At 54.7% G+C, this 21,170-nt stretch carries 16 protein-coding genes; 13 read left to right on the top strand and 3 right to left on the bottom strand.

The window, feature by feature from the left end:
• Window positions 1-7 precede the first annotated feature (7 nt).
• Together Poly41_RS25805 and Poly41_RS25800 are read right to left on the bottom strand one after the other, a co-directional pair.
• Complete coding sequence (locus Poly41_RS25805) at window positions 8-1,465, bottom strand: sigma-54-dependent transcriptional regulator (RefSeq protein ID WP_146530259.1); 1,458 nt, start codon at window positions 1,463-1,465, stop codon at window positions 8-10.
• Window positions 1,462-2,259 carry a sensor histidine kinase gene (locus tag Poly41_RS25800; protein ID WP_146530258.1) on the bottom strand — a complete coding sequence of 266 codons (798 nt, stop codon included), beginning with the start codon at window positions 2,257-2,259 and terminating at the stop codon, window positions 1,462-1,464. The genes Poly41_RS25805 and Poly41_RS25800 overlap by 4 nt, the downstream gene beginning before the upstream one ends.
• Window positions 2,260-2,367: 108 nt before the next feature.
• On the opposite strand from Poly41_RS25800, the gene Poly41_RS25795 reads away from it, so the two are divergent.
• The 12 genes from Poly41_RS25795 to Poly41_RS25740 all read left to right on the top strand — a co-directional run bounded on the left by Poly41_RS25795 (window position 2,368) and on the right by Poly41_RS25740 (window position 19,195).
• Window positions 2,368-2,763 (top strand): hypothetical protein, encoded by a 396-nt coding sequence (locus Poly41_RS25795; RefSeq protein ID WP_146530257.1) that lies wholly within the window; start codon window positions 2,368-2,370, stop codon window positions 2,761-2,763.
• Window positions 2,764-3,072: 309 nt separating this feature from the next.
• Entirely contained in the window at window positions 3,073-4,632 is a 1,560-nt protein-coding gene (locus Poly41_RS25790; RefSeq protein ID WP_146530256.1) for a bifunctional GNAT family N-acetyltransferase/carbon-nitrogen hydrolase family protein, read from the top strand.
• A gap of 27 nt (window positions 4,633-4,659) precedes the next feature.
• Window positions 4,660-6,918: an APC family permease gene (locus Poly41_RS25785; RefSeq protein WP_231615939.1), complete on the top strand. Its 2,259-nt coding sequence runs from the start codon at window positions 4,660-4,662 to the stop codon at window positions 6,916-6,918.
• Window positions 6,919-7,102: 184 nt separating this feature from the next.
• Window positions 7,103-10,627 carry a mechanosensitive ion channel domain-containing protein gene (locus Poly41_RS25780; RefSeq protein WP_146530255.1) on the top strand — a complete coding sequence of 1,175 codons (3,525 nt, stop codon included), beginning with the start codon at window positions 7,103-7,105 and terminating at the stop codon, window positions 10,625-10,627.
• 440 nt (window positions 10,628-11,067) lie between these two features.
• The gene (locus Poly41_RS25775) at window positions 11,068-11,484 is read left to right on the top strand and encodes a hypothetical protein (protein ID WP_146530254.1); all 417 of its coding nucleotides are present in this window, start codon (window positions 11,068-11,070) and stop codon (window positions 11,482-11,484) included.
• 23 nt (window positions 11,485-11,507) lie between these two features.
• Complete coding sequence (locus Poly41_RS25770) at window positions 11,508-12,959, top strand: sodium:solute symporter family protein (protein ID WP_390621490.1); 1,452 nt, start codon at window positions 11,508-11,510, stop codon at window positions 12,957-12,959.
• Between the two features lie 185 nt (window positions 12,960-13,144).
• The gene (locus tag Poly41_RS25765; RefSeq protein WP_146530252.1) at window positions 13,145-14,218 is read left to right on the top strand and encodes an aspartate/ornithine carbamoyltransferase family protein; all 1,074 of its coding nucleotides are present in this window, start codon (window positions 13,145-13,147) and stop codon (window positions 14,216-14,218) included.
• A 59-nt stretch (window positions 14,219-14,277) separates the two neighbouring features.
• The gene (gene asnB / locus Poly41_RS25760) at window positions 14,278-16,197 is read left to right on the top strand and encodes an asparagine synthase (glutamine-hydrolyzing) (protein ID WP_146530251.1); all 1,920 of its coding nucleotides are present in this window, start codon (window positions 14,278-14,280) and stop codon (window positions 16,195-16,197) included.
• Between the two features lie 4 nt (window positions 16,198-16,201).
• Window positions 16,202-17,440: a Zn-dependent hydrolase gene (locus tag Poly41_RS25755; RefSeq protein WP_231615938.1), complete on the top strand. Its 1,239-nt coding sequence runs from the start codon at window positions 16,202-16,204 to the stop codon at window positions 17,438-17,440.
• Window positions 17,441-17,465: 25 nt separating this feature from the next.
• On the top strand, window positions 17,466-18,209 hold the full coding sequence (locus Poly41_RS25750) for a cysteine hydrolase family protein (protein ID WP_146530399.1): 744 nt from the start codon (window positions 17,466-17,468) through the stop codon (window positions 18,207-18,209).
• Window positions 18,210-18,297: 88 nt separating this feature from the next.
• Window positions 18,298-19,059: a hypothetical protein gene (locus tag Poly41_RS25745; RefSeq protein WP_231615937.1), complete on the top strand. Its 762-nt coding sequence runs from the start codon at window positions 18,298-18,300 to the stop codon at window positions 19,057-19,059.
• Window positions 19,052-19,195 carry a hypothetical protein gene (locus Poly41_RS25740; protein WP_146530249.1) on the top strand — a complete coding sequence of 48 codons (144 nt, stop codon included), beginning with the start codon at window positions 19,052-19,054 and terminating at the stop codon, window positions 19,193-19,195. The genes Poly41_RS25745 and Poly41_RS25740 overlap by 8 nt, the downstream gene beginning before the upstream one ends.
• An 11-nt stretch (window positions 19,196-19,206) precedes the next feature.
• On the opposite strand, the gene Poly41_RS25735 is transcribed toward Poly41_RS25740, so the two are convergent.
• Window positions 19,207-20,244 (bottom strand): DUF1559 domain-containing protein, encoded by a 1,038-nt coding sequence (locus Poly41_RS25735; protein ID WP_146530248.1) that lies wholly within the window; start codon window positions 20,242-20,244, stop codon window positions 19,207-19,209.
• Between the two features lie 336 nt (window positions 20,245-20,580).
• Here Poly41_RS25735 and Poly41_RS25730 point away from each other — a divergent pair, with 336 nt between their 5' ends.
• A complete protein-coding gene (locus Poly41_RS25730; protein ID WP_231615936.1) occupies window positions 20,581-21,168 on the top strand; it encodes a DUF3565 domain-containing protein in 588 nt (195 codons plus the stop codon).
• Window positions 21,169-21,170 lie beyond the last annotated feature (2 nt).

Below are 21,170 nucleotides of genomic sequence, written 5' to 3'. Positions count from 1 at the left end.
TGTGCTGCTAACGTTTCGGGATGCCGGGTTGCAGGCCCAATTGTTTCAGCCGACTGCGTAACGTGGGCCGACTGATACCGAGCCGATTGCAGGTCGCACTGAGGTTTCCTTGGTTTGCCGCGAGCACCTCGCGTATCATGATCCGGTCAACCGCATCGTGAATTTCCGCGGAGATGCCGTGCGAACCGTCGATCGCAAGTTCGCCGACACGAGCGCGCAAGCCGGACTCCCAACTTGACGACTCGGACACCGCAGCCACGGAATGCTCGCCAAAAACGCCTGCGAAACCGCAGGGTAAAAAACCGGGGGTGATCACTGGGCCGCTGGCCTTCAAGAGCGTTTGCTTGATAACGCCCTGCAACTCCCGCACATTTCCCGGCCATGGGTGACGCATCAGATGCTGCATCGTCTCGGGCGCAATGGAGATCAAAGGTTTACCAAGTAACGCCGCGAATTGGGCAAAAAAATACTCAATCATCTGCTTCACGTCATCGCCACGTTCACGAAGTGCGGGCAACCGCATGGTGAACTCATTGAGCCGGTAGAACAGGTCGCTTCGAAAGCTACCGTCGGCCATTGCGGCAACCAAGTCGCGGTTGGTGGCAGCAAGGATCCGGACGTCCGTCTTGATCGGTCGGCTGCCACCGACACGCTCGAACTCTTTCTCTTGCAAGACTCGCAGCAATTTCATCTGCATGGCGGGTGCCATGTCGCCAATTTCGTCGAGGAACAGCGTGCCGCCATTGCAAATTTCGAATTTACCGATTCGCTTCTGATCGGCTCCCGTAAACGCCCCTTTTTCATGTCCAAACAATTCACTTTCGAGTAATGCGTCGGGAATCGCGGCACAATTGATTGCATGGAACACTCGGTCCTGGCGAGAACTATGCTGATAAATCGCCCTCGCGACGACTTCTTTCCCCGTCCCGGTTTCTCCCAGGATCAAGACCGCAACGTCGCGAGACGCGACTCGGCCAATTGAGCGAAACACTTCAACCATCGCCGGACAGTTTCCCAGCACACGATCGCTCGTCACTTGGGGGGCTTCTTGGTCTTCCGATGGCAACACAGCGGGCCGCCGAGCCATCAGGCTTGTTTCCAGTGCGGAGTCGATCACGGGAAGCATGTCATCGGGCTCAAACGGCTTGGTGATGTACTCGAACGCTCCGCCACTCATCGCGCCGATCGCAGTCTCGGCTGTTCCATGTCCGGTCATCAGAATCACAGGGACACGTCGATCCAGATCAAGGAACTGCTGAAGCGCTGTCAGTCCCGACTCGTCCGGCAACTGAATATCAAGTAGGACGGCATCGGGTTCGTGCTGCACGAATAGCTTCAACCCTTGTGCTGCAGATTGCGCCGTCAAGACGTGGTAGTCTGGCTCAGGCAAGCAGAGCCGCATGACTTGCAAGATCAACGGATCGTCATCGATCACCAAGAGCGTGTTGGTTTCGTTTGTGTTCATGATTCAGCTTGGTTGTTGTCGTTCCACGCGGGCAAGATCACCGAGATCCGGGTTCCTTGGCCAACCGTCGATTGCACTTCGACCGCACCATGATGGCTACGCACGATGCCGATTGACGTGCTCAGGCCAAGTCCCGTGCCCTGGCCTCGATCTTTGGTCGTGAAGAACGGATCAAACATTCGCTCGCGGACATCTCGCGGGATTCCGATCCCCGTATCGGAAACGGTGATCGTGACGTATTCACCCGGTTGCATCGTTGCATAGGTGTAAGGGCGTTCGGTTTTCAGTGTGGTTCGAGTGACTTGGATTCCGAGCTGGCCGGTAGCGGGCATTGCATCGCGTGCGTTGATTGCAAGGTTCATCAGGACCTGCCCGATTTCGGTCGCGTCGCCAAGGACGACAGGCAAATCCGGCTCAACTTCCAATACTAATTCAATTCCTGGCGGCAACGTATGTCGCAAAATCGCGATCACCTCGGGGGCAATTTGATCAACACGGATCGGTAGATGTTCGCCATCACCACCGCGTGCAAAGGTCAGCAGTTGGGCAATCAACTCGGCTCCGCGACTCGCGCTGCTGCCGATGGTTTCCAGCAAAGCGTCGCGGTCGATGTTCGTGTTCTCGCGTTGGAGCATCCGGCAACTCATCAGGATCGGCGTCAGCAAATTATTGAGATCATGTGCAATGCCGCTGGCGAGACTGCCAAGAGACTCCAGTCGTTGCCGTCTTCGTTGGACTTGCAGCAAGCGATCCCGTTCCTCCAGCTCCATCGTTTTTGTTGGGTCCGTTTTCATTGATGATTCGCTTGATGGTTTTGGGCACGTCGTTTGCCCTACGAGAAGTCTATGTCCGTCGTGCCAGGCGTGTCAGGGGGGCGTTATCCCACTTTTTTGAGCCAATTTATGAATGATTGGAATGCGCTGCGAGATGCGATCAGGGTCGCCAAGTCGTTGTGGACTGGGTGTCATTGGACAACGCAATTTGGTTCGCTCGGGATTGATCTGAGCGGTTTGCGCAGTCGCCAAGCGATGCTCGCCGCAAAAGCGACTCGAGGTGCGGAATCCCATTGCTGGAGCGAAGCTGCGAAGTGGTTGGCCAGCGTGGAGCAGGATGCCTCGCTCGCCGCTGGGCTTGCCGACCTTGCCCTTCGGGCGGCAAGAGGTGACGATCTTCTTGCGGCAAACCGTTACCTTGGCGAAGCGATCGCGTTGGAGGAAAAGTACCGAAGTTCGATCGCGTATGCGTCGGTGCGAAAGGTTTTCGAACAAGGTAACTCTCTCGAGCCTTTGACCCGTTAAGTTGGCAACCATTTTGTCAATTGGAAAATAGTTTGCCAGTTCCGGCGATTGCTCGTGCTTTGACAGACCCCGAGCGTGAATTCCTGGCGGGGACAGAGGACTGGAGCATCCTTCTCGTAAAGAGAGGAAGGAAGCTGCCAGCCTGCGTTTACTCCGAAAAGGATGGCAGTTTCGAGACTCACTGCGGCATCTGGGCCCCTTTACGTCACGCTTGGCCAGAAAAAACATCCAACTTGGTACGGCGTATGCGGTTGCCGGCGGTAGCAAATTCCCTCGTAGCAATCTCACATCGACCCCAAGGATCCTTGGATGGAACCGCTTGATCTCTCTGAATTCGAATGGAAAACCGTTGTTCGCCCGCTAACGCACGATGACATCGATGCGGTGATTGCGCTGGCGGAAAAGTGTTTCCCGGGAATGGAACCGTGGGGGCGTGATCAACTTGAAAGCCAACTTTCGATCTTCCCGGAAGGCCAGATTTGCGTCGAGATTGACGGCAGACTTGCCGCTTCGTCCTCAAGCGTGATCTTGGAATACGATGCCACGCTGGAGTGGCATAACTGGAAGGTGATCTCCGACAGTGGCTACATTCGCAACCATAAAGCGAAGGGCGATACGTTGTACGGGATCGAGATCATGGTGGATCCCGAGTTCCGTGGCATGAAACTGTCGCGGCGGCTTTACGCGGCCCGGAAAGAACTATGCCGCCAAAAAAATCTTGCTCAAATCATTATCGGCGGCCGGATCCCAGGCTATCGGCAATATGCGGACAAGATGTCGGCTCGCGAGTATATTGATAGCGTTCTAGAGAAGATTCACTACGACCCCGTGTTGACGGCCCAACTATCCAATGGATTTGTGGTTCGAGGTCTGACCCCAAACTACTTGCCCTCGGACAGCGATTCGTGCGGTTATGCGACCCACGCGATCTGGAGCAACCTCGAATACGTCGAAGGAGCAAAGCGGCGGTTTCATCATGTGGTGGAGCCGATACGGATCTGTGTCGTTCAATACCAGTTGCGGACAATCAAGGGTTTCGACGAGTTTGCTCAGCAGTGCGAGTTCTTTCTCGACACGGCGTCGGACTACAAATGCGACTTCGTTCTGTTTCCTGAATTGTTCACAACTCAGTTGCTCTCGTGCGTTGAGTCTTCGCGTCCTGGCCAAGCTGCGCGACAATTGGCTGCCTTCACGCCGCAGTACTTGGACCTGTTCACCGAAATGGCCGTCAAGTACGACATCAATGTGATCGGTGGATCGCAGTTCGTGATCGAAAACGACTTGCTCTACAACATTGCTTACTTGTTCCGTCGCGATGGTTCGATCGGCAAACAATACAAGATCCACATCACCCCCAGCGAACGGAAGTGGTGGGGCGTCAATCCAGGACGCAGCGTCGAGGTGTTCGAGACCGATTGCGGTCCCGTCGCAATCCAAATCTGCTATGACATTGAGTTCCCTGAGTTGACCCGAATTGCAACCAATAAAGGAGCACAGATCATCTTTGTTCCTTACAACACCGATACGCGGCATGGCTACCTGCGCGTACGCTACTGCTCGCAAGCACGTTGCATCGAGAACCAAATCTACGTGGCGATCAGCGGGTGTACTGGGAACTTGCCCTTCGTGGAGAATTCCGACATTCACTACGCTCAATCGGGTATTTACACTCCGTCGGACGCGGAGTTTGCACGTGATGCCATTGCCGCCGAATGCAATCCGAATGTAGAAACGGTTATCATCCACGATTTGGATTTTGAGCAATTGCGTCGCCATCGCAAGACGGGATCCGTCCAAAACTGGAATGATCGCCAACGGGATCTCTATAAAGTGGTCTACCAGGAAGACGGTCATTCCTACGATGTTTAGGGTGACGTTCCCCAAGCGACGGCCGAAGTGAAATCGAATTTGACTCCCTCCATCCCAAAGAACGCAACCGTTTCCTCTACCAAGTTTGGCATGTTTGGTGGCGTGTTCACGCCCTGCACGCTGACCATTCTTGGCGTGATCATGTTCTTGCGTTTTGGCCAAGTGGTGGGCCAATCCGGCATTCTCAATGCAATCTTGATCGTGTTGGCGGCGAAAACGATCACGACATTGACGACGCTATCGCTGTCGGCAATCGCGACGAACACGCGCGTGAAGGGCGGCGGCGCGTATTACTTAATTAGCCGATCGTTGGGGGTCGAGTTTGGCGGTGCAATCGGTGTCTTGTTTTTTCTAGCGCAAGCCATCTCGGTGGCCTTGTACATCATTGGGTTCACCGAAGCGTTCGCGGAAACGTTCCCAAGTTTGGCGACACACTTCGTGGCGATCGCCAGTCTTGTGAATCTGCTTACGTTCGTCTGTGTCTATATCGGTGCGGGCTGGACGATCCGAGTCCAGTACCTGATTCTGGCGATTCTCGCTATGGCTTTAGCGTCGTTCTATGCCGGCGCGATCGCTGATTTCAATCCCGACTACTTCGCAGCAAATCTTTCGTCCCATTTTGTCGATGGCGAGAATTCGTTTACCATGTTTGCGCTGTTCTTCCCTGCCGTTACGGGAATCATGGCGGGTGCGAACATGTCGGGAGACCTCGCAAATCCTTCGAAATCGATTCCCAAAGGAACGCTGCTGGCCATCGCGGTTACGGCGATCATCTACCTCTCGCAAGCTTTCTTGCTCGGTTGTGCTCGGCCTTCGGAGGAACTGATTCGAAACAACATGGTGATACGTGACATTGCGGTGTGGCCGATCGCCATCACCGCAGGCGTGTTTGCGGCGACATTGTCGTCGGCGCTCGGCAGCATGATGGGAGCACCACGAATCCTGCAGGCGTTTGCTCGTGACGAGATCTTTAAATCGATTCGCTTCTTTGGGACCGGCAGCGGATTGACCAACGAGCCGCGTCGGGCGACCGTGCTGACGTTCGCAATCGCACAAGTTTGCATCGTGCTGGGCGACCTCAACGCGATCGCGCCGATCATTACCATGTTCTTCATGATCACGTACGGTTTGCTGAATCTGGCGACCTTCTATGAAGCGGTGACGAAGAATCCAAGCTACCGGCCAACGTTTCGCTACAGTCACTGGATCACGTCGCTGTTGGGAACCGTGGGCTGTCTCGGTGTCATGTTCCTCATCAATTGGGTCTGGGCAACCGTTTCCATCGGATTCATCGCCCTTCTCCATTGGTACATCCGCACGCGAGAAATCGAATCAAGGTGGGGGGATCTGCAGAGCGGCGTTGTTTTTGAGCGTGCTCGCAAAGCACTGCTGCGGCTGGAGGAACAATCGTACCACTCAAAGAACTGGCGGCCTGTGATCATGGCGCTAAGCGGTACGGGATGGACACGTCCCCATATCCCGATCTATGGGCACTGGCTGACGTCAGGCCAGGGTATCCTTACGCTCGCTCAAGTTGTTTCCGGAGACATTGAGGATCATGCCGAGCGCCGTGAACGCTATGAAAAGACGCTGCGCAACTTTATCGCCAAGGAGGAACTTCAAGCATTTCCGGTCGTAACTTGTAACGAGTTCCTTTCCGATGGAATCGAAGCGTTGATCCAGTGTCATGGAATTGGCGGTCTACGACCCAATTCGGTACTGATGGGTTGGCCACGAGACGATTCCAGAGCAGATGCGTTCGGTGCGAACATTCGCCTGATCGCTCGCATGAACCGCAGCGTTCTGGCCATGCGATTCTTGGCTCATCGTCAAGAGGATGCCGAGGCAGACGACGCAAACGACTTAGATGCACACTGGGAGATCCCCCCAGGGACGATCGATGTTTGGTGGCGAGGCATGGAAAATGGTGCACTGATGCTGCTGCTGGCGCACTTGCTGCACCAAAACCAAGGTTGGCGGGACAACGCGATTCGGCTGATTCGAGTGGTTGAAAATGAAGAAGCGCAGCAAGAGGTTCTCAAACACCTGCTTGAACTCCGCACGGCATCACGTATTTCGGTGGTTCCAAAAGTGATTGTTTCGCAACAAACCGCGTCAGAAATTATCAGGGAGACATCGGCGAAAGCGGCGATCGTGTTGCTCGGCTTCCAAACGCCAGAGGAGGGTGAGGAGTTAGAGCTTTACCAGCGGATGGAGCAGCTCGCAGGCGATCTGCCCCGCGTTCTGTTTGTCGATAGCGCAGGAGGCATGGCGTTGGAATCCTAGGGTGCACGCGGTGAGCAACCGGCGTCCATCTGCGGTGCGATTGCGTTTAGCTAGCGAACTTGCCAATGTTTGGCGATTGCACCAGAACCGCATTGCCGCAATCTGCGCCGTTTGAGTAGCATCGCATCGGTGCCGCGAAGTCGGTTGGAAATGGGCGGCGAGAGAATTTGGCGGGAGGCCAACATTGAAGACTTGGACGGAAAAGCAGTTGTTGATCGGCACAATGGCATGGGTTCTTATCGGGCTCGTGGGCACCACGTGCGTCGCGGATGGGCTATCGGAAACCAAGCCCATGGAAGCCAGTTCCAGTGGTCCGATCACGATCGAGCAGATCGAGCGGGTGCTGACCGAGCTTGATCAAAGCACGGACCTGAAAGTTGCTATCAAATTGCAGGCCGCCGAGAACTACCGCGCAGCGATGCGAAACTTACAATCCGCTGCTGACAGCGACGTTCGGCTGAAGACGTTGATCGCCGAGACGGAATCCGTTTCCGCGCAGACCGACCAGCTGAAGAAACAACGTAACGAGCTAAAGGATAAGAAGCCTTCCTTGGACCCGGGGCTTAGTTTACCCGAGTTGGAACAACTGCTTCCGGCGATGGAGCTGCAACTGTCGGGGTTCAAGACGGCTCGGCAAGATGCGGAGGTAGAATTGCAGTCACGTTCGCCTCGTCGCAAAGACATCCGTGCGCGGATGGTGGTCATCCAAGAAAAGATCGTGGAAACGACCACGCAACTCAAAGCATTGACAAGCACCGAATCGACGACGGAAAGTCAATCGCTGGCGATACGGCTGTTGACCCGTCGATTAACGCTTGAGAAAGAGAAACGAGCGCTCGAAGGCGAGCTGGCTAAGTTTGATGCAGAGGAAGCCGCCGATCTCGTGCGGTTGCGAGCGGAGGTGGCGGGCGGTAACGCAGCCTACACCGAGAAGTTGATCACGCTACTGCAGCAACAAATCAATGCGGCCCGTGAAGCGGCTGCCGAATTGGCGGTGCGTACGGCGAGACGTGAGACGATTTCGGCTGATCCAGCGCTGAGGGTTTATGCCGAGCAGAATCAAGAGCTTGCTGAGAACGCGAAAGCGATTGCCGCGGCGATCGCAGAAACCGACGCCAAACTCACCGCTTCGACAGAAGTCTACGAGAGCCTCGTTCGCCAGTTCGCTCAAACAAAAAAGAAGGTCGATTCGGTGGGTTTAACCAGTTCGGTGGGAGCCATGCTGCGAAAGCAGATGACGACCCTACCCGATGCTGCCAATCGCCGCGCAGCCGTTGCGGAGCGTCAAATACTGATTAGCGATACTCAGTACCAACTTTTTGAGTACGAAGATGCTCAACAGGAATTGGCGGAGATTGATGGCACCATCGAAAAGATTTTAGCCGATGCGCAGATGGCCCCGTCGAAGAATATCGCATTGCTGGAGTCGGCCGCACGTGAACTGATGCAACGGAAACGCGAGTACTTGGATGAGCTTGTCCGCAGCACGGGGCAATTCTTCGACAAGCTCATTGAACTCGACACCATCGACCGGCAGGTCAACAAACTGGAAGCCGAATACGCAAACTACATTGACCAGCGAGTGTTGTGGATTCGAAGCGGCCCGGCACTGACGGCGGGCTTGCATATCGAGGAGTCGGACGGGTGGCTGCTATCCACCAGCAAATGGAGCGAGGCGTTCGCATGGTTGGTACAAGATGCGAAACGCCATGCGTTTCTCTACATAATGTGTTTCGCCTTGATTGGATTGTTGCTTTTTCAGGGGCGGTCGATTCGCAAAACCATCGTCCTCGTAGGCGAAACCGCAGAAAAGGCGAATTGCCGTTCAATAGCTCCGACGTTTCGTGGACTGTGGCTGACCAGCATCGTTTCACTCGGATGGCCGCTTGCATGCGTGTTCCTTGGATGGCGGTTGAGTTTGGCCGCCGAAGAATCGTTATTCACGGTCGCCATCGGACAGGCTATGAGGGTCGTCGGCATTCTCTGGCTGTCCCTCGATCTGATTCGCCAAGTGTGTCGTTACAAAGGAATCGGTGAGGCTCATTTTCGCTGGCCCACGCAAACGACCGCAGCGATTCGTCGTGACGTCAGGCTCTGTACCGTGTTGGTTCTTCCGATCGTGTTTGTCACCGCCAGCTTGGCGTCCAGCGACGGTATCCATGAACGGGGCGACATCCAACGCATTGCATTCATCCTTGGCATGTGTGTGATTGGCTTTATCCTCTTTCGTTTGCTACGGCCGTCCGGTTTGCTGCGTGACTATTTTGCCGCGAGGTCGTCCGGCTTCACCCAGAAAATACAGTACGTGGTTCCGCTCGCTGGCGTTTCACTTCCAATGTCCTTGGCCGCACTTGCCGCCGCCGGCTATTTCTACACGGCTCAGACTCTGGTTTGGCGATGTTTTGCGACCTGCATGTTTGTCGCCTCGTTGGTGGTGGTGCGATCGATATTGTATCGCATGCTCTTGTTGCGACGGCGGCAGCTGAGCATCGAGCAAGCTCGCGAACGGGCCGCTGCGGCGAGGTTCGCGAGTGAAACGGGTGGTGAGGCCCAACCGGTCGCCGGCATTGTTACCGAAAACAAACAGGCGGACATTTCAGCCCACAGCTTGCAATCCCGCAACCTCGTCAGCACGGGGATGACGGCGATCACACTCGTTGGTTTGTGGATGATTTGGATTCAAGTGTTGCCGGCTCTTAGCATGATCGGCAATTACCCGCTTTGGGGCAATGCCGAAGCCGCTGCGGTCGCTGGTGTCGCTCAACCTCCCATGGCGCCGGTGGCGGTTGCAAACGGAACGGACACAGCGAACTTGTCGACCACGGTTGGCAATGGCGATGAGACTCCAACCCGTTCGGTGACCCTGTCGGATCTTGCGCTAGCGATGCTGATTGTGTTTGTCACGATTGTCCTGTTTCGTAACGGACCGGGGTTGTTGGAGATGTCAATCTTACAGCAACTTCCCTTTGATGCATCCGTGCGATATGCGATCACAACATTGGTCAGCTACGTCATTGTTTTGGTGGGGACGATCGCGGCTTGCTCGACGATTGGGTTGCAGTGGTCTCAAATTCAATGGCTGGCTACTGCCTTGACGTTTGGCTTGGCATTTGGGCTGCAGGAAATATTTGCCAACTTCGTAGCGGGATTGATCATTTTGCTTGAGCGACCCATCCGTGTGGGAGACATCGTGACGGTCGATGATGTCTCGGGTGTGGTGTCGCGGATTAGAATTCGAGCGACGTCGATCACCAATTTTGATCGCAAGGAGTATGTTGTTCCCAACAAGGAGTTCATTACGGGACGATTGTTGAACTGGACGCTGTCCGATAAGGTCAATCGTGTCGTTGTGGAGGTCGGATTGGCGTACGGTTCGGATACGGAACAGGCTCGGCAGCTATTGCTCCAAGTTGCGAACGATCACCCGCTCGTGCTCAAAGACCCCCCCTCGGTGGCAACGTTCGAAGGCTTTGGCGACAACTCGCTGAACCTGGTTCTCCGAACGTTTTTGCCTTCCCTCGAAAATCGATTGCAGGTGATTCACGATCTTCACACGGCCATCGACCAATCGTTCCGCAAGGCGAAGCTGGAAATTGCATTCCCGCAACGTGATTTGCATATCCGGTCTGTCGCAGGCGCAGCAGCACTTGGGCTTGAAATCGGCAACCAGTCAGAGGAAACCTGCGACGAGCTTCGTGATGCAGCTTGACGTCGAAGATCTGCGGAAAATATTCTGTTCCCGTTCTCTTGCCAACACTCTCGCTTTCGATGAGCGGTGGTGCGGTGAAGCATACAAGGAGAGGATCCGATGAAGCGGCCATGCCAAGGGTTTTGGATTTTTGTGAATTGTGTTATTCTCAGATGCTAACCTGGACAGTGCCACGTTGTTGGCGATTTGCCGTCGTTTACCGAGTCCATCTCGGACCGAGCGGCAAGACGTCAGCCGCCGGGATTTCATGGCCCTAACTGGTGGCGGCTATCGCCTTGCCGTTCTCAGGGTGGCGGTGTCCAGCGAAGGAGTACGGAACACGTTTTTTTGCGGGAGAATCAGGTATTTTTTGCCGTTATGGCATAACGTTTTGCAGCCAATCGACGCCTGCTTTCCTTGTCGGTTTGCTTTCAGTTGTTTTGATTCAGGCCACACCTGTTTTGGCGCAAGCTCCGTCCCTAGCATTCGCCGCTTCATCAAATCCTCATCCGACTCTGGCCTTCGAAGAAACAGTATTCGACGACGTACGCGAAGGCTACGTCTCGTTAGCTTGGAACCCCGTCGAGGGCGCGTCTGAGTACATTGTCACGGAACATGGTGGTGTGACCCCCTATCGGGGCGCCTTTCGGAAGGCGTTTGTTTCAGGGCTTGCTGACGGAACCTATCGCTATCAGGTGCGGGCCTACGACGAATCGGGCACTCTGCTTTTGGAATCCACGACCGATGCCGTTGTACAGGTCAACCACTGGCCACTTTGGCAAGCGATCGCCCTGTTTGTGATGGGGCTGCTTCTCTTTTTGACGCTCATCAGTGTGATCGTCCTCGGAGCATCCTCTTCCGGTCGGGAGTCCCATTGATGAGCGGAGATTTTTCGACCTATATGCTTGTTGCTTCCGCGCCGGTGCTGAGTGCTCGCGCGGGATACGTCATGCTGAGCCTGTTTAGTGTGCTGTGGATTGCGCTTGGCATTTGGTGGGGGCGTCGCGCAAAATCGTATGATGGATTCGCAGTGGCTGGAAGGAATGTAGGCCTTGCGTTGGGAACCGCGACAGCGGTTGCGACGTGGATCACGTCGAATACCACGATGCTAGCGCCGCAATTCGCACTCCAACTCGGGCTGTGGGGTGCATTGGCGTATGCGACCGCGAGTTTTGGTTTGTTCGCCTTTGCACCGATGAGTGGTCGGATTCGGCAATTGATGCCTAAGGGATACACGGCGGTTGAGTTTGTGCGTCGCCGGTATGGAACACTTGGGACGGTCCCCTTTCTGATCATTTCGATGTTCTATGCGATCACTTGGCTGATTTCGATGTCAATGGCGGGAGGCAAACTGCTCAATATCTTGTCGGGGATTCCCTATCCAGTTGGGATGTCGGTGGTGGTGGTCGTGTGCGTCTTGTATACGTTGTTTGGCGGTATGTACGCGGTAATTGGTACGGACTTTATCCAAAGTCTCATCATCTTGGTGGGGTTGGTGGTGGTGGCAATTGCCGTCTTGACAAGAATTGACATCACGGACGTTCATCAAAAGCTATCGGCGGATCGCCCGATGTTGTTGTCCGTTTTTTTTCCGGCCGCATTGATGTCGTTGTTCAATAACATGCTATTCGGCTTCGGCGAGATCTTCCATAGTAATGTATGGTGGAGCCGTGCGTTTGCGATGCGAGAAGGGGTTGGTCCGAAAGCGTATGCATTGGGCGGACTCATCTGGTTGCCGGTTCCCATTGTTGCAGGTTTTCTCGGGTTGGCGGCGCCAGCACTTGGGATTGGTGTCAGCCAACCGGATACCGTTGGTCCGATGGTTGCCGCAACGTTGCTCGGTTGGGGTGGTGCGTTACTGGTTTTCGTCGTCGTGTTTTGCTCCTTGGCATCGAGTATCGATTCGTTGCTAGCAGCGACCTCGGATCTGATGGTCAACGACATGATCGAACCGTTGTTGCAAAGGGAGCCCAGCGACATTGAAAAGCGTCGTACTTCGGCCATTTGCATCGTGGTCCTCGGTTTTTTGGCATGGGCGGTCGCGCTACCGAATCGAGGAACGCTCGCAACCGTACTGTTTTTCGCTGGTCCGATGGTCGGCAGTTGCATTTGGCCGATCGTAGGTGGACTGTATTGGCGACGAGCCAGTCCGATTGCCGCAATGCTTGCGATGGTCCTCGGCAGCCTGTTTGGGTTGATCGCATACTTTACGATTGGCTGGTTTGTGTCATCCTTGGTGGGTGCGGCCGTATCCGCCGTTGTGTTTGCGATGGGTGTCTATCTGTCACCCGACGACTTTGATTTTCGAACGTTGGCAGGCACCGACGGTCGGGTCACAGGAGAAATTGACTGATGATGTTTCCCGTTTGGCTATTACAGTTTCTCGTGATTGGTGCATTGGTGCTTTGCAGTGCTGGTGTGGCGGCTCTGGTTGCGTTTCTTATTTTGGATCTCCGGGACAAAAAGATTTGGTGATTTGCCTCGTGAGTACCGTATTCCGCGTAATCAACACGCCCAAGGAAGAGTCCCGGGAAGAAAATGTTTAAGAAAAATCTGCCATTTCGCTCAGCGGTTGTTGCAATGAATTCGAAAGGCAAACGTGTCCGTGCCGAAGATTTGTTGGAGTCAAGCCAAGGAAAGATCGATCGTGAAGCGTTAGAGGAATTGGCGGGGCAATCCATTGTCCATCCGCGCCAATTCGACCGCCGAACGGTCGTTGCGATCGCACAATTGGCGGCATTGCTTGAAAGCCGTAACGTTGAACTCGACAAGCCCTTAGACGGGAAGATCGCGGTGACGGCTTTCTTCGAAGCGAGTACGCGGACCCGGTTGTCCTTTGAAAGCGCGGTGCAGCGGCTGGACGGAAAAGTGTTGTCGGTGCCCGATGGTCAAGTGACCGGAATCGCCAAGGGTGAATCGCTCGCCGATATTGGCGAAATGTTCAACACCTACGGTGACGTCGTGATCATGCGTCATCCCGATACCGACAGCGTCGAAGAGATTAGCCGAAATTTACAGCGACCGCTCATCAACGCGGGCAATGGATCGGGACACCATCCGACGCAAGCGTTGATCGATTGGTATGTGTTACTGAAGTGGCGTCCCGAGTTGTCGATGGAAAACTGCCCCGAAGACCGTAAAGTCCATTTGGGGATCATCGGCACGCCGGGGTCGATGCGAGCGGTGAAGAGTTTTTTGGGGTTGTCCTTGCTGTTCAATCAATCGGTCAGCCGGATCACCCTGATTTCCGAGATGGCGGATCCGGTGGGTTTGGATTTGACCGAAACGATTGAAGAATCGCCGATTCCCATCGATGTGACGAACGACGTCCAACAAGTGCTGCCGCATTTGGATGTTGTCTATGTCAACTCGATCGCATTCCTTGGCGACAGCTACCGCAACCTCGATAGCCGCTACAAGTTAGAACGAAACAGCAATTTCAAACCGGGCGCGGTGGTGATGCATCCGCTCGCCCGCAACGATGAGCTCTCGGAAGACTTGGACGAAACCGACCATAATCTTTACTTTGCGCAAGCCGCCGGCGCGGTGTTTGTTCGTCAAGCCTTGCTGGCCTCCGTCCTGGATCGTCTCGATCGAATCACCGGAATCTAGCCTTTCGGCTCGCTTGGCATCTTCTTTCACCGTTCACTTTCTTACGTTGTAAACTTCTCATGTGTGGTATTACCGGATTTTGGAATCCGTCACGGACTAACGAGCGTGAACTGCGATTCACGCTCGATCGAATGCTGGATGTTTTGGATCACCGCGGTCCAGATGATCGCGGTAGCCGATTCTATCTTGATCAAGGCGTTGCACTTGGGCATACGCGGTTGTCGATCGTTGGTCTTGACCACGGCCACCAGCCAATCGCATCCTCCGATGGCGATTATGCCGTCACGGTCAATGGTGAATTGTACGGCTACAAAAGGGAACGCACGCAGTTGGCCTGCCAGAAGCTGGACTGCAGCGGAAAAAGCGATAGTGCGATCACCTTGCCGATGTACCTGCGCGACGGATTATCGTTCGTCGAGAAGCTACGCGGTGAATTTGCGATCGTTTTGTATGACAACGTGAAGCAACGTCTGGTTCTGATTCGAGACCGTTTTGGGGTCAAACCGCTGTACTATGCAGTCAATGACAATGGGATCGTTTATGGATCCGAAGTCAAATCGATTTTGAAGCATCCCGATGTGCCAGCGAAATTGTGTCCCAAAGCGGCGCTCCATCAAATGATGCAGGTGATGGTCCCGGGAACGACCGCATTTGAGGGCGTTCTCGCGCTCAAGCCCGACCATCTGCTGATTGCGAGTCTCCGAGATGGCCGGATCGAAGTGGAAACGCAACGTTGGTGGGATTTCAGCTTTCCGACGTCGCACGATCCGAATCCAGATCCAGCGGAATACGTGCAGGGAGTCCAAGATCGGTTGATCGACGCGGTCGCCACGCGGCTTGAAGCGGATGTGCCGGTCGGGTGCTATTTGTCCGGTGGGATCGACAGCTGTTCGATCCTCGGTTTGGCCACGACGCTACAACAGTCACCTGTCAAGGCGTTTACGATCGCGTTCGACAATGCGGAGTACGATGAGTCACACATCGCCAAATTGATGGCCAAGCGAACGGGCGCCGAACAGGAGCTGCTGCTTTTAACGGAGAAGGAACTGTATGGCCCCGCTTTTGAACGCGCGACGTGGCACGCTGAGCGAACGTTCTACAACACCTTGGCGGTCGCGAAGTGGCACATGAGTCGGCGAGTCCGTGCGTGCAACTACAAGGCAGTCATCACCGGGGAAGGATCCGACGAGCTGTTTGGTGGCTATCCGTTCTTCAAACGCGATTGGCTCGGACGTGATGATGAAGGTGGATTGTTCGCGGGTGCGATCCTGGCGGAAGACGATTTGAAACACCCCGCCTGGCAAGACCTGTGTGGATTCACGCCGTCATGGATCCAGCCGTGGATGATGACACTCGACCGCGTCCGTCCGCTTTTGTCGGCCGAAATGCGAGATTTGCTCAACGAATACGACCCCGTTGCGGCAGTCGTCGCAGCCATCGATCCCGATCAAGTTCGGGGGCGGCATCGGTTGGACATTTCACAGTACACTTGGAGCAAAACCATGCTGGAAGGTCAAATCTTGACGTGGGGAGGCGACCGCATGGACATGGCGAACAGCATGGAAGCCCGACCGGCGTTTCTCGATCATCATGTTGCTGAGTATGCGGTCACGATCCCTCCCGAGGTGCGGATTCGTGATGGGATTGAAAAATGGGTCCTGCGGGAAGCGATGGTGAATGTGTTGCCGCGTGAATTGTATGAAAGAAAAAAGTTTGCCTTTATGGCGCCACCGGCTCACACCGATCCGGAGAAGCGAAGTGCGGTGCAAGAGATGATCGATCACTGGTTGACGGAGGATCGGGTGCATGCGGTTGGTTTCTTTGACCGGGGTGTCCTTGACGCGTTCATTGACGCCGCCTGGAAAGAGACGGATGGTACGATTGCTCGGCGAAACGACATTGTGATGAACCACACGTTGCAACTGCACATGTTGCATGGCCAATATGTCGAGGGGCTGCCGCTTCCGGCGGTGGATTGATCCAATGCTGCAAGTCAATCTGGAACGAATCAAATCCGACATTCTGACGCTCGCAGAAATTGGGCGAAACAAGGAAGACCGTGGCATCTATCGGATGGCGTTTACCGATGCCGATATCGAAGCCAAACGTTGGCTTAGCGACCGCATTGTCGCTGCGGACTTGGAACATGCGGTTGATGGTGCGGTCAACGTGTCGGGAGTGCTCGAAGGATCGACCGATCAGCCTCGCGTGATGGTGGGGTCGCACATTGACACCGTCCCCTGCGCCGGAGCACTCGACGGAACGCTTGGCGTTGTCGTGGGATTGGAGTGCTTGCGTCGGTTGAAAGAGGAAGGGCGGCAACTAAAACGGACGCTCGAACTGATTGCATTCAGCGATGAAGAAGGTCGTTTCGGTGGCATGTTTGGATCGCAATCGTTGTGCGGACACATCAATCCCGAGCGATTGGCAACCATGAAAGATTTGGATGGGGTGCTGCTGCAGGACGAACTGCGCCGTCATGATTATGACCCGATGGCTGCGCTCGATGCTGCTCGTGACCCGGAATCGATCGCCAGTTATCTGGAATTGCATATCGAACAAGGACCGGTGTTGGACCGGGTGCACAAATCGCTTGGTATCGTGGACGAGATCACAGGATTGTTCAGCTGGTCGGTGTGGCTTCGAGGCGAGGCGAATCATGCGGGTACGACGCCAATGGAAATGCGCAACGATGCTTTCATGGGGCTGGCCGATTTCGCTCATGAAGTTCCGCGAATTCTTGAAGAAAATGGTAGCCAGCGGAGTCGAGCAACGATTGGCAAAGCCCAGATCTTACCCGGTGCCGCCAACACGGTCCCCGGGCTGGTCGAGTTCTCCTTGGACGTCCGTGACACATCCGAGGTGATTCTCGATGACTTGTCGTCTGCGTTTCGCAAGGCACTTTCCGCCATCGCACGACGACGCAATTTGATGTTCGAGTTTGAGCAGAAAAGCTACCTTGCACCGGTCGGTTGTAGCGAGGTTGTGGTTCATGAGCTGATGGAGCAAGCCAATAAGCTTGGGATCGATTTCCTTGCCATGCCCAGCGGCGCGGCCCATGACGCACAGATTATGGGTAGGATGGTGCCGGTCGGTATGGTCTTTGTCCCCAGTAAAAACGGGCAGAGCCATTCGCCAGCCGAATGGACCGCATGGGCAGACATTGGGGCGGGAGCAAACGTGATGCTCAACACTTTGATTGGTTTAGCGGATGACTTGTAGTACGATCACCGGAAACAACAGTTACATGACAGACGATCACGACGATGAATTAGCTGAACACCTTGATCCGCTCAGAGATGCGTATCACGAATCCTTCATCGACAATCCGGCTCACCGAGATTTTCTGGTTCACCGCAGCACCGCATTACTTTGCATTGACATGCAGTACCTTGACGCGGCCCCCGGTCACGGAGTCTTTCGTGATGCTGAGCGAAGTGGTGTATCGCTTGAAGCACAGCGCTACTATTTTGATCGTCTTGAATCGATGGTGCTGCCCAACACGCGACAGTTGCAGGATTCATTCCGCAGCCATCACTTGGAAGTGATCCACACACGGATCCAATCTTTAACTCGCGATGGCCGAGATCGTGGAAAAGGACATCGACGATTGGGATTGCTGGCGCCGCCTGGATCGCGCGAAGCGGATTTTATTGAAAGGGTCGCTCCGCTTCCGGAACGTGATGAGATCATCATCAACAAGACGGCCAGTGGTGTTTTCTCATCAACCAATTTGCATTACGTGTTGAAGAACCTTGGTATTGAATCGCTATTCATTGTGGGCGTGTACACGAACGAGTGTGTCGAAACCACGGTCCGGGATGCTTGTGACCTCGGGTACCTCGTCACCGTTGTCGAGGATTGCTGTGCGACGGTGACGCCGGAACTTCACAACGCATCTCTGGCAACGCTTCGGGATCGGTACGCACGAATTATGACGCTGAGCGAAGCGATCGCAGTACTGAACCGGTTCTTACCGGTCGAAAAATAGTGGCTCCTTCGCGTTCTCCGCGATGCCTTTTCCTTGTGCGTGAGAACCTAGCTTATAACTTAGAAAATGCTTTAGCGGAGTCAACGAGATGCCAAACTGGAGCGATCACGTCAGAGTGTTACAAAAACTTGTAGGAGGGATTTGGATTGTTCTGGCGTTGGATGTGGCCTGCGCACAAGCACTCAGGGTCAATGCCACCGGTCATGACAGTCGAATTGACATCGAATGGGAATCCGACGGACTGCCAGGAAACCTGTTTGACATCTACCGGTCGGAGAAACCCGACGGGGCGTTTGAAAAGATCAACGAGACACCCCACCGCGTGAATGTCTATAGCGACTTCTTGGGACAGAACCCTGTGCAGCGATTCTATCGAGTCGTGCCGGCAGGAGATTCCATGGTCAGGGCGCCGATCGTTTCGGCTCGGACACGACCGATGAGCGATGATGAGTTGCTCGAATCGGTGCAGGAAGCCACCTTTCGGTACTTCTGGAATTTTGGTCATCCCGTCAGTGGGTTGGCGCGGGAACGGAACACAAGCGGAGACACCTGTACGATCGGCGGGTCAGGTTTTGGGTTGATGGCGATCGTTGTGGGCGCGGAGCGAGGTTTCGTCACTCGAGCACAATCTGCCGAGAGGATTCTGAAAACGGTTCGGTTCTTGGAAGACAAAACGCCTCGTTACCACGGCGCGTGGGCTCACTGGGTCAACGGCAGGACCGGAGCGACGATTCCGTTTGCGCGCAAGAATGGGATCCATGCCGACGACGGAGGTGATTTGGTCGAGACGTCGTTTTTGGTTCAAGGGTTGTTGACGGTCCGCCAATACTTCGATCGTGTGTATGATTGAAAACTACCGGTCGGGGCTATGCTGGCGACTGTTTATGTCGAATCCTGAGATCGATCCGATGCTTCACGCGATCGGTTGGAAACACAGTGATCCGAAAACGCTGCCGCAGACACCGAAGGGTGGCGAAGGGCATTGACACTAGTGACGCTATCGGTACTCGGTTCCCGCCAAGGAGCGATTCGAAGCGGTTACTTCATGGCCCGCTCGTGTTCCTAACGAGCGCCAAAGAGTCCTGTCGATTGACTCGCTGTGGAACTGCACCGAGCCATCCACCATCCCCACTTGAACACCCCCGACATGATAGCTGCGTGAAGTGACCGCGGCATAGGTGGGCGCCGTGATCGTTTTGCCCTCACGAGAGGAGTTGAAGTCAACGTCATACGGTGCTCCATCGAAGGTGTAGATGACTTTGGTGTTTGGTACGAAAGTCGTTGTGAAACCGGTTTGATGGACGCGAGAATCGGTCCATTCCGTATGCCCCGAATTTGTTTTGAAATTTCCAGCGTAAGTCAATACGGTCGCGGGGGTCTGCGGTGCCGCGACCCCGAGCACCGAGGGCGCCAGTCCATCTCGCAGATAGGGAGTGAAGGCTTTGACCTCAGCGAAGGCAAGTGTGTTGCTCGAGCCGTCGAGCACGTCGCGGAATCCCGTTTTACTGTTCGGAAAAACCAGCCCCGTTCCGGCTGTCTTACCGACGGGGTCGTAGAGGAACCATTCCCCCATATTGACCGCATAGGTCAACGGATAGTGAGCAAAGTTTGGATCGCTGGGGGAGGGATCGGGGCGTGGTTGATCCTTTGGATCACTTGGGCAGAGGTAGGTGGGAACACGGACTCGGGCCACTTCCCCCTGAGCCCCATAGGGCAGCGACCAATCGATCAAATCGGTCAACCCCGATTGTTCGAGATGAGGCAGAATACGAGCTTGGAGAGACCAAGAAACGTCGGGTCGCTGCGTGTGGTACAGCCCACCGGACGGGAATTGATTGAAACTGGCATGATAGGTGTGCATCGCCAGCATGACTTGTTTGACATTGTTGGAGCAACTCATCCGCCGCGCCGCTTCGCGTGCCGCTTGGACCGCCGGCAGCAGCAAACCGACGAGGACGCCGATGATGGCGATCACGACGAGCAATTCGACGAGGGTAAACGCGGGACGATTCACTCTAAATCTCTGGAGGGGCATCTCTTTGGTATCCAGCTTAGGGGGCTGTTCGAAAAAGCGATCACGCTGTCGGCCCGTGATGTTTCGGTGAGTCGAAAAACAGGAAAAGCAGGTTGTTTTCCCACCCGATCCCACTTGGCAAGGCTTCTAATCGCTACTGAGAATCAGTCTCAATAGTGCGATTTTATTGTCTGTCCTGTTTTACGCAACCCCAGTTGTGTTAATTCGGGTCGTTCAAGAATGGCACGACAAGCCAGCCCGCGACGTGACAAGCTCTGACTCAGCCTTGCCCAGCCCCACGCTCACTGCGAGTATCGTTACAACCGAGATAACTCACGCACTTTTTAACAAGGCAAGATGATGCAGCAGCCGATTGTGGGATACCATCGTGACGACGACGCCCACTGGGTTGCCAGGCTTGCGTGTGGTCACAATCAACACGTGCGCCACGATCCACCCTGGATGAATCGGACGTGGGTGACGACCGCCGTTGGTCGGGGTGCGATGATTGGCTACTTACTGGACTGCAAAAAATGTGATGAGCATGCAGCGAAAGATGACCAGTCGAGGAAGTCTGAAGATTTTGAACTCGAGAAAAGGCGGATTTCCATACGCAAACCGAATACACGGATCGGTCTTGTCTTGCTCGTTTGTTTAGCAGTTCTGTTCCTCATTGCACTCTACCTTGGCTATCGTTCCTTCGACAAGGAAGCGATTGAGAAAACGGAAATCGGAAGGATCGTCGACGGTCATGAACAGAACAAGGCGAAGCTCGGCGATCAAATCGTTGACGGCGATCACTCTCAAGTTTTTTATCGATCGATCAAGATCGAGGGCGTGGACCCCATGACGTTTCGTCGTTTGAAGGGCGCCTTTTCGGTTGACGATGACCATGCGTTCCTGGGGCATGCGATGCTCGCAGCGGCCGCCCGCATCATGTCCTGATT

The sequence above is a fragment of the Novipirellula artificiosorum genome (genome assembly GCF_007860135.1).
Lineage (GTDB): Bacteria > Planctomycetota > Planctomycetia > Pirellulales > Pirellulaceae > Novipirellula_A > Novipirellula_A artificiosorum.
The sequence above is the reverse complement of the archived record's forward strand: the minus strand, read 5'-3'. Positions and strand labels throughout refer to the sequence as shown.

Bases quoted from the DNA above. Each gene is read 5' to 3' on its own strand.
- Poly41_RS25755 (WP_231615938.1), top strand. From the start codon at position 16,202: ATGCTGCAAGTCAATCTGGAACGAATCAAATCCGACATTCTGACGCTC.
- Poly41_RS25750 (WP_146530399.1), top strand. From the start codon at position 17,466: ATGACAGACGATCACGACGATGAATTAGCTGAACACCTTGATCCGCTC.
- Poly41_RS25800 (WP_146530258.1), bottom strand. From the start codon at position 2,259: ATGAAAACGGACCCAACAAAAACGATGGAGCTGGAGGAACGGGATCGC.
- Poly41_RS25790 (WP_146530256.1), top strand. From the start codon at position 3,073: ATGGAACCGCTTGATCTCTCTGAATTCGAATGGAAAACCGTTGTTCGC.
- Poly41_RS25765 (WP_146530252.1), top strand. From the start codon at position 13,145: ATGTTTAAGAAAAATCTGCCATTTCGCTCAGCGGTTGTTGCAATGAAT.
- asnB (WP_146530251.1), top strand. From the start codon at position 14,278: ATGTGTGGTATTACCGGATTTTGGAATCCGTCACGGACTAACGAGCGT.
- Poly41_RS25745 (WP_231615937.1), top strand. From the start codon at position 18,298: ATGCCAAACTGGAGCGATCACGTCAGAGTGTTACAAAAACTTGTAGGA.
- Poly41_RS25735 (WP_146530248.1), bottom strand. From the start codon at position 20,244: ATGCCCCTCCAGAGATTTAGAGTGAATCGTCCCGCGTTTACCCTCGTC.
- Poly41_RS25770 (WP_390621490.1), top strand. From the start codon at position 11,508: ATGCTTGTTGCTTCCGCGCCGGTGCTGAGTGCTCGCGCGGGATACGTC.
- Poly41_RS25795 (WP_146530257.1), top strand. From the start codon at position 2,368: ATGAATGATTGGAATGCGCTGCGAGATGCGATCAGGGTCGCCAAGTCG.
- Poly41_RS25805 (WP_146530259.1), bottom strand. From the start codon at position 1,465: ATGAACACAAACGAAACCAACACGCTCTTGGTGATCGATGACGATCCG.
- Poly41_RS25730 (WP_231615936.1), top strand. From the start codon at position 20,581: ATGATGCAGCAGCCGATTGTGGGATACCATCGTGACGACGACGCCCAC.
- Poly41_RS25740 (WP_146530249.1), top strand. From the start codon at position 19,052: ATGATTGAAAACTACCGGTCGGGGCTATGCTGGCGACTGTTTATGTCG.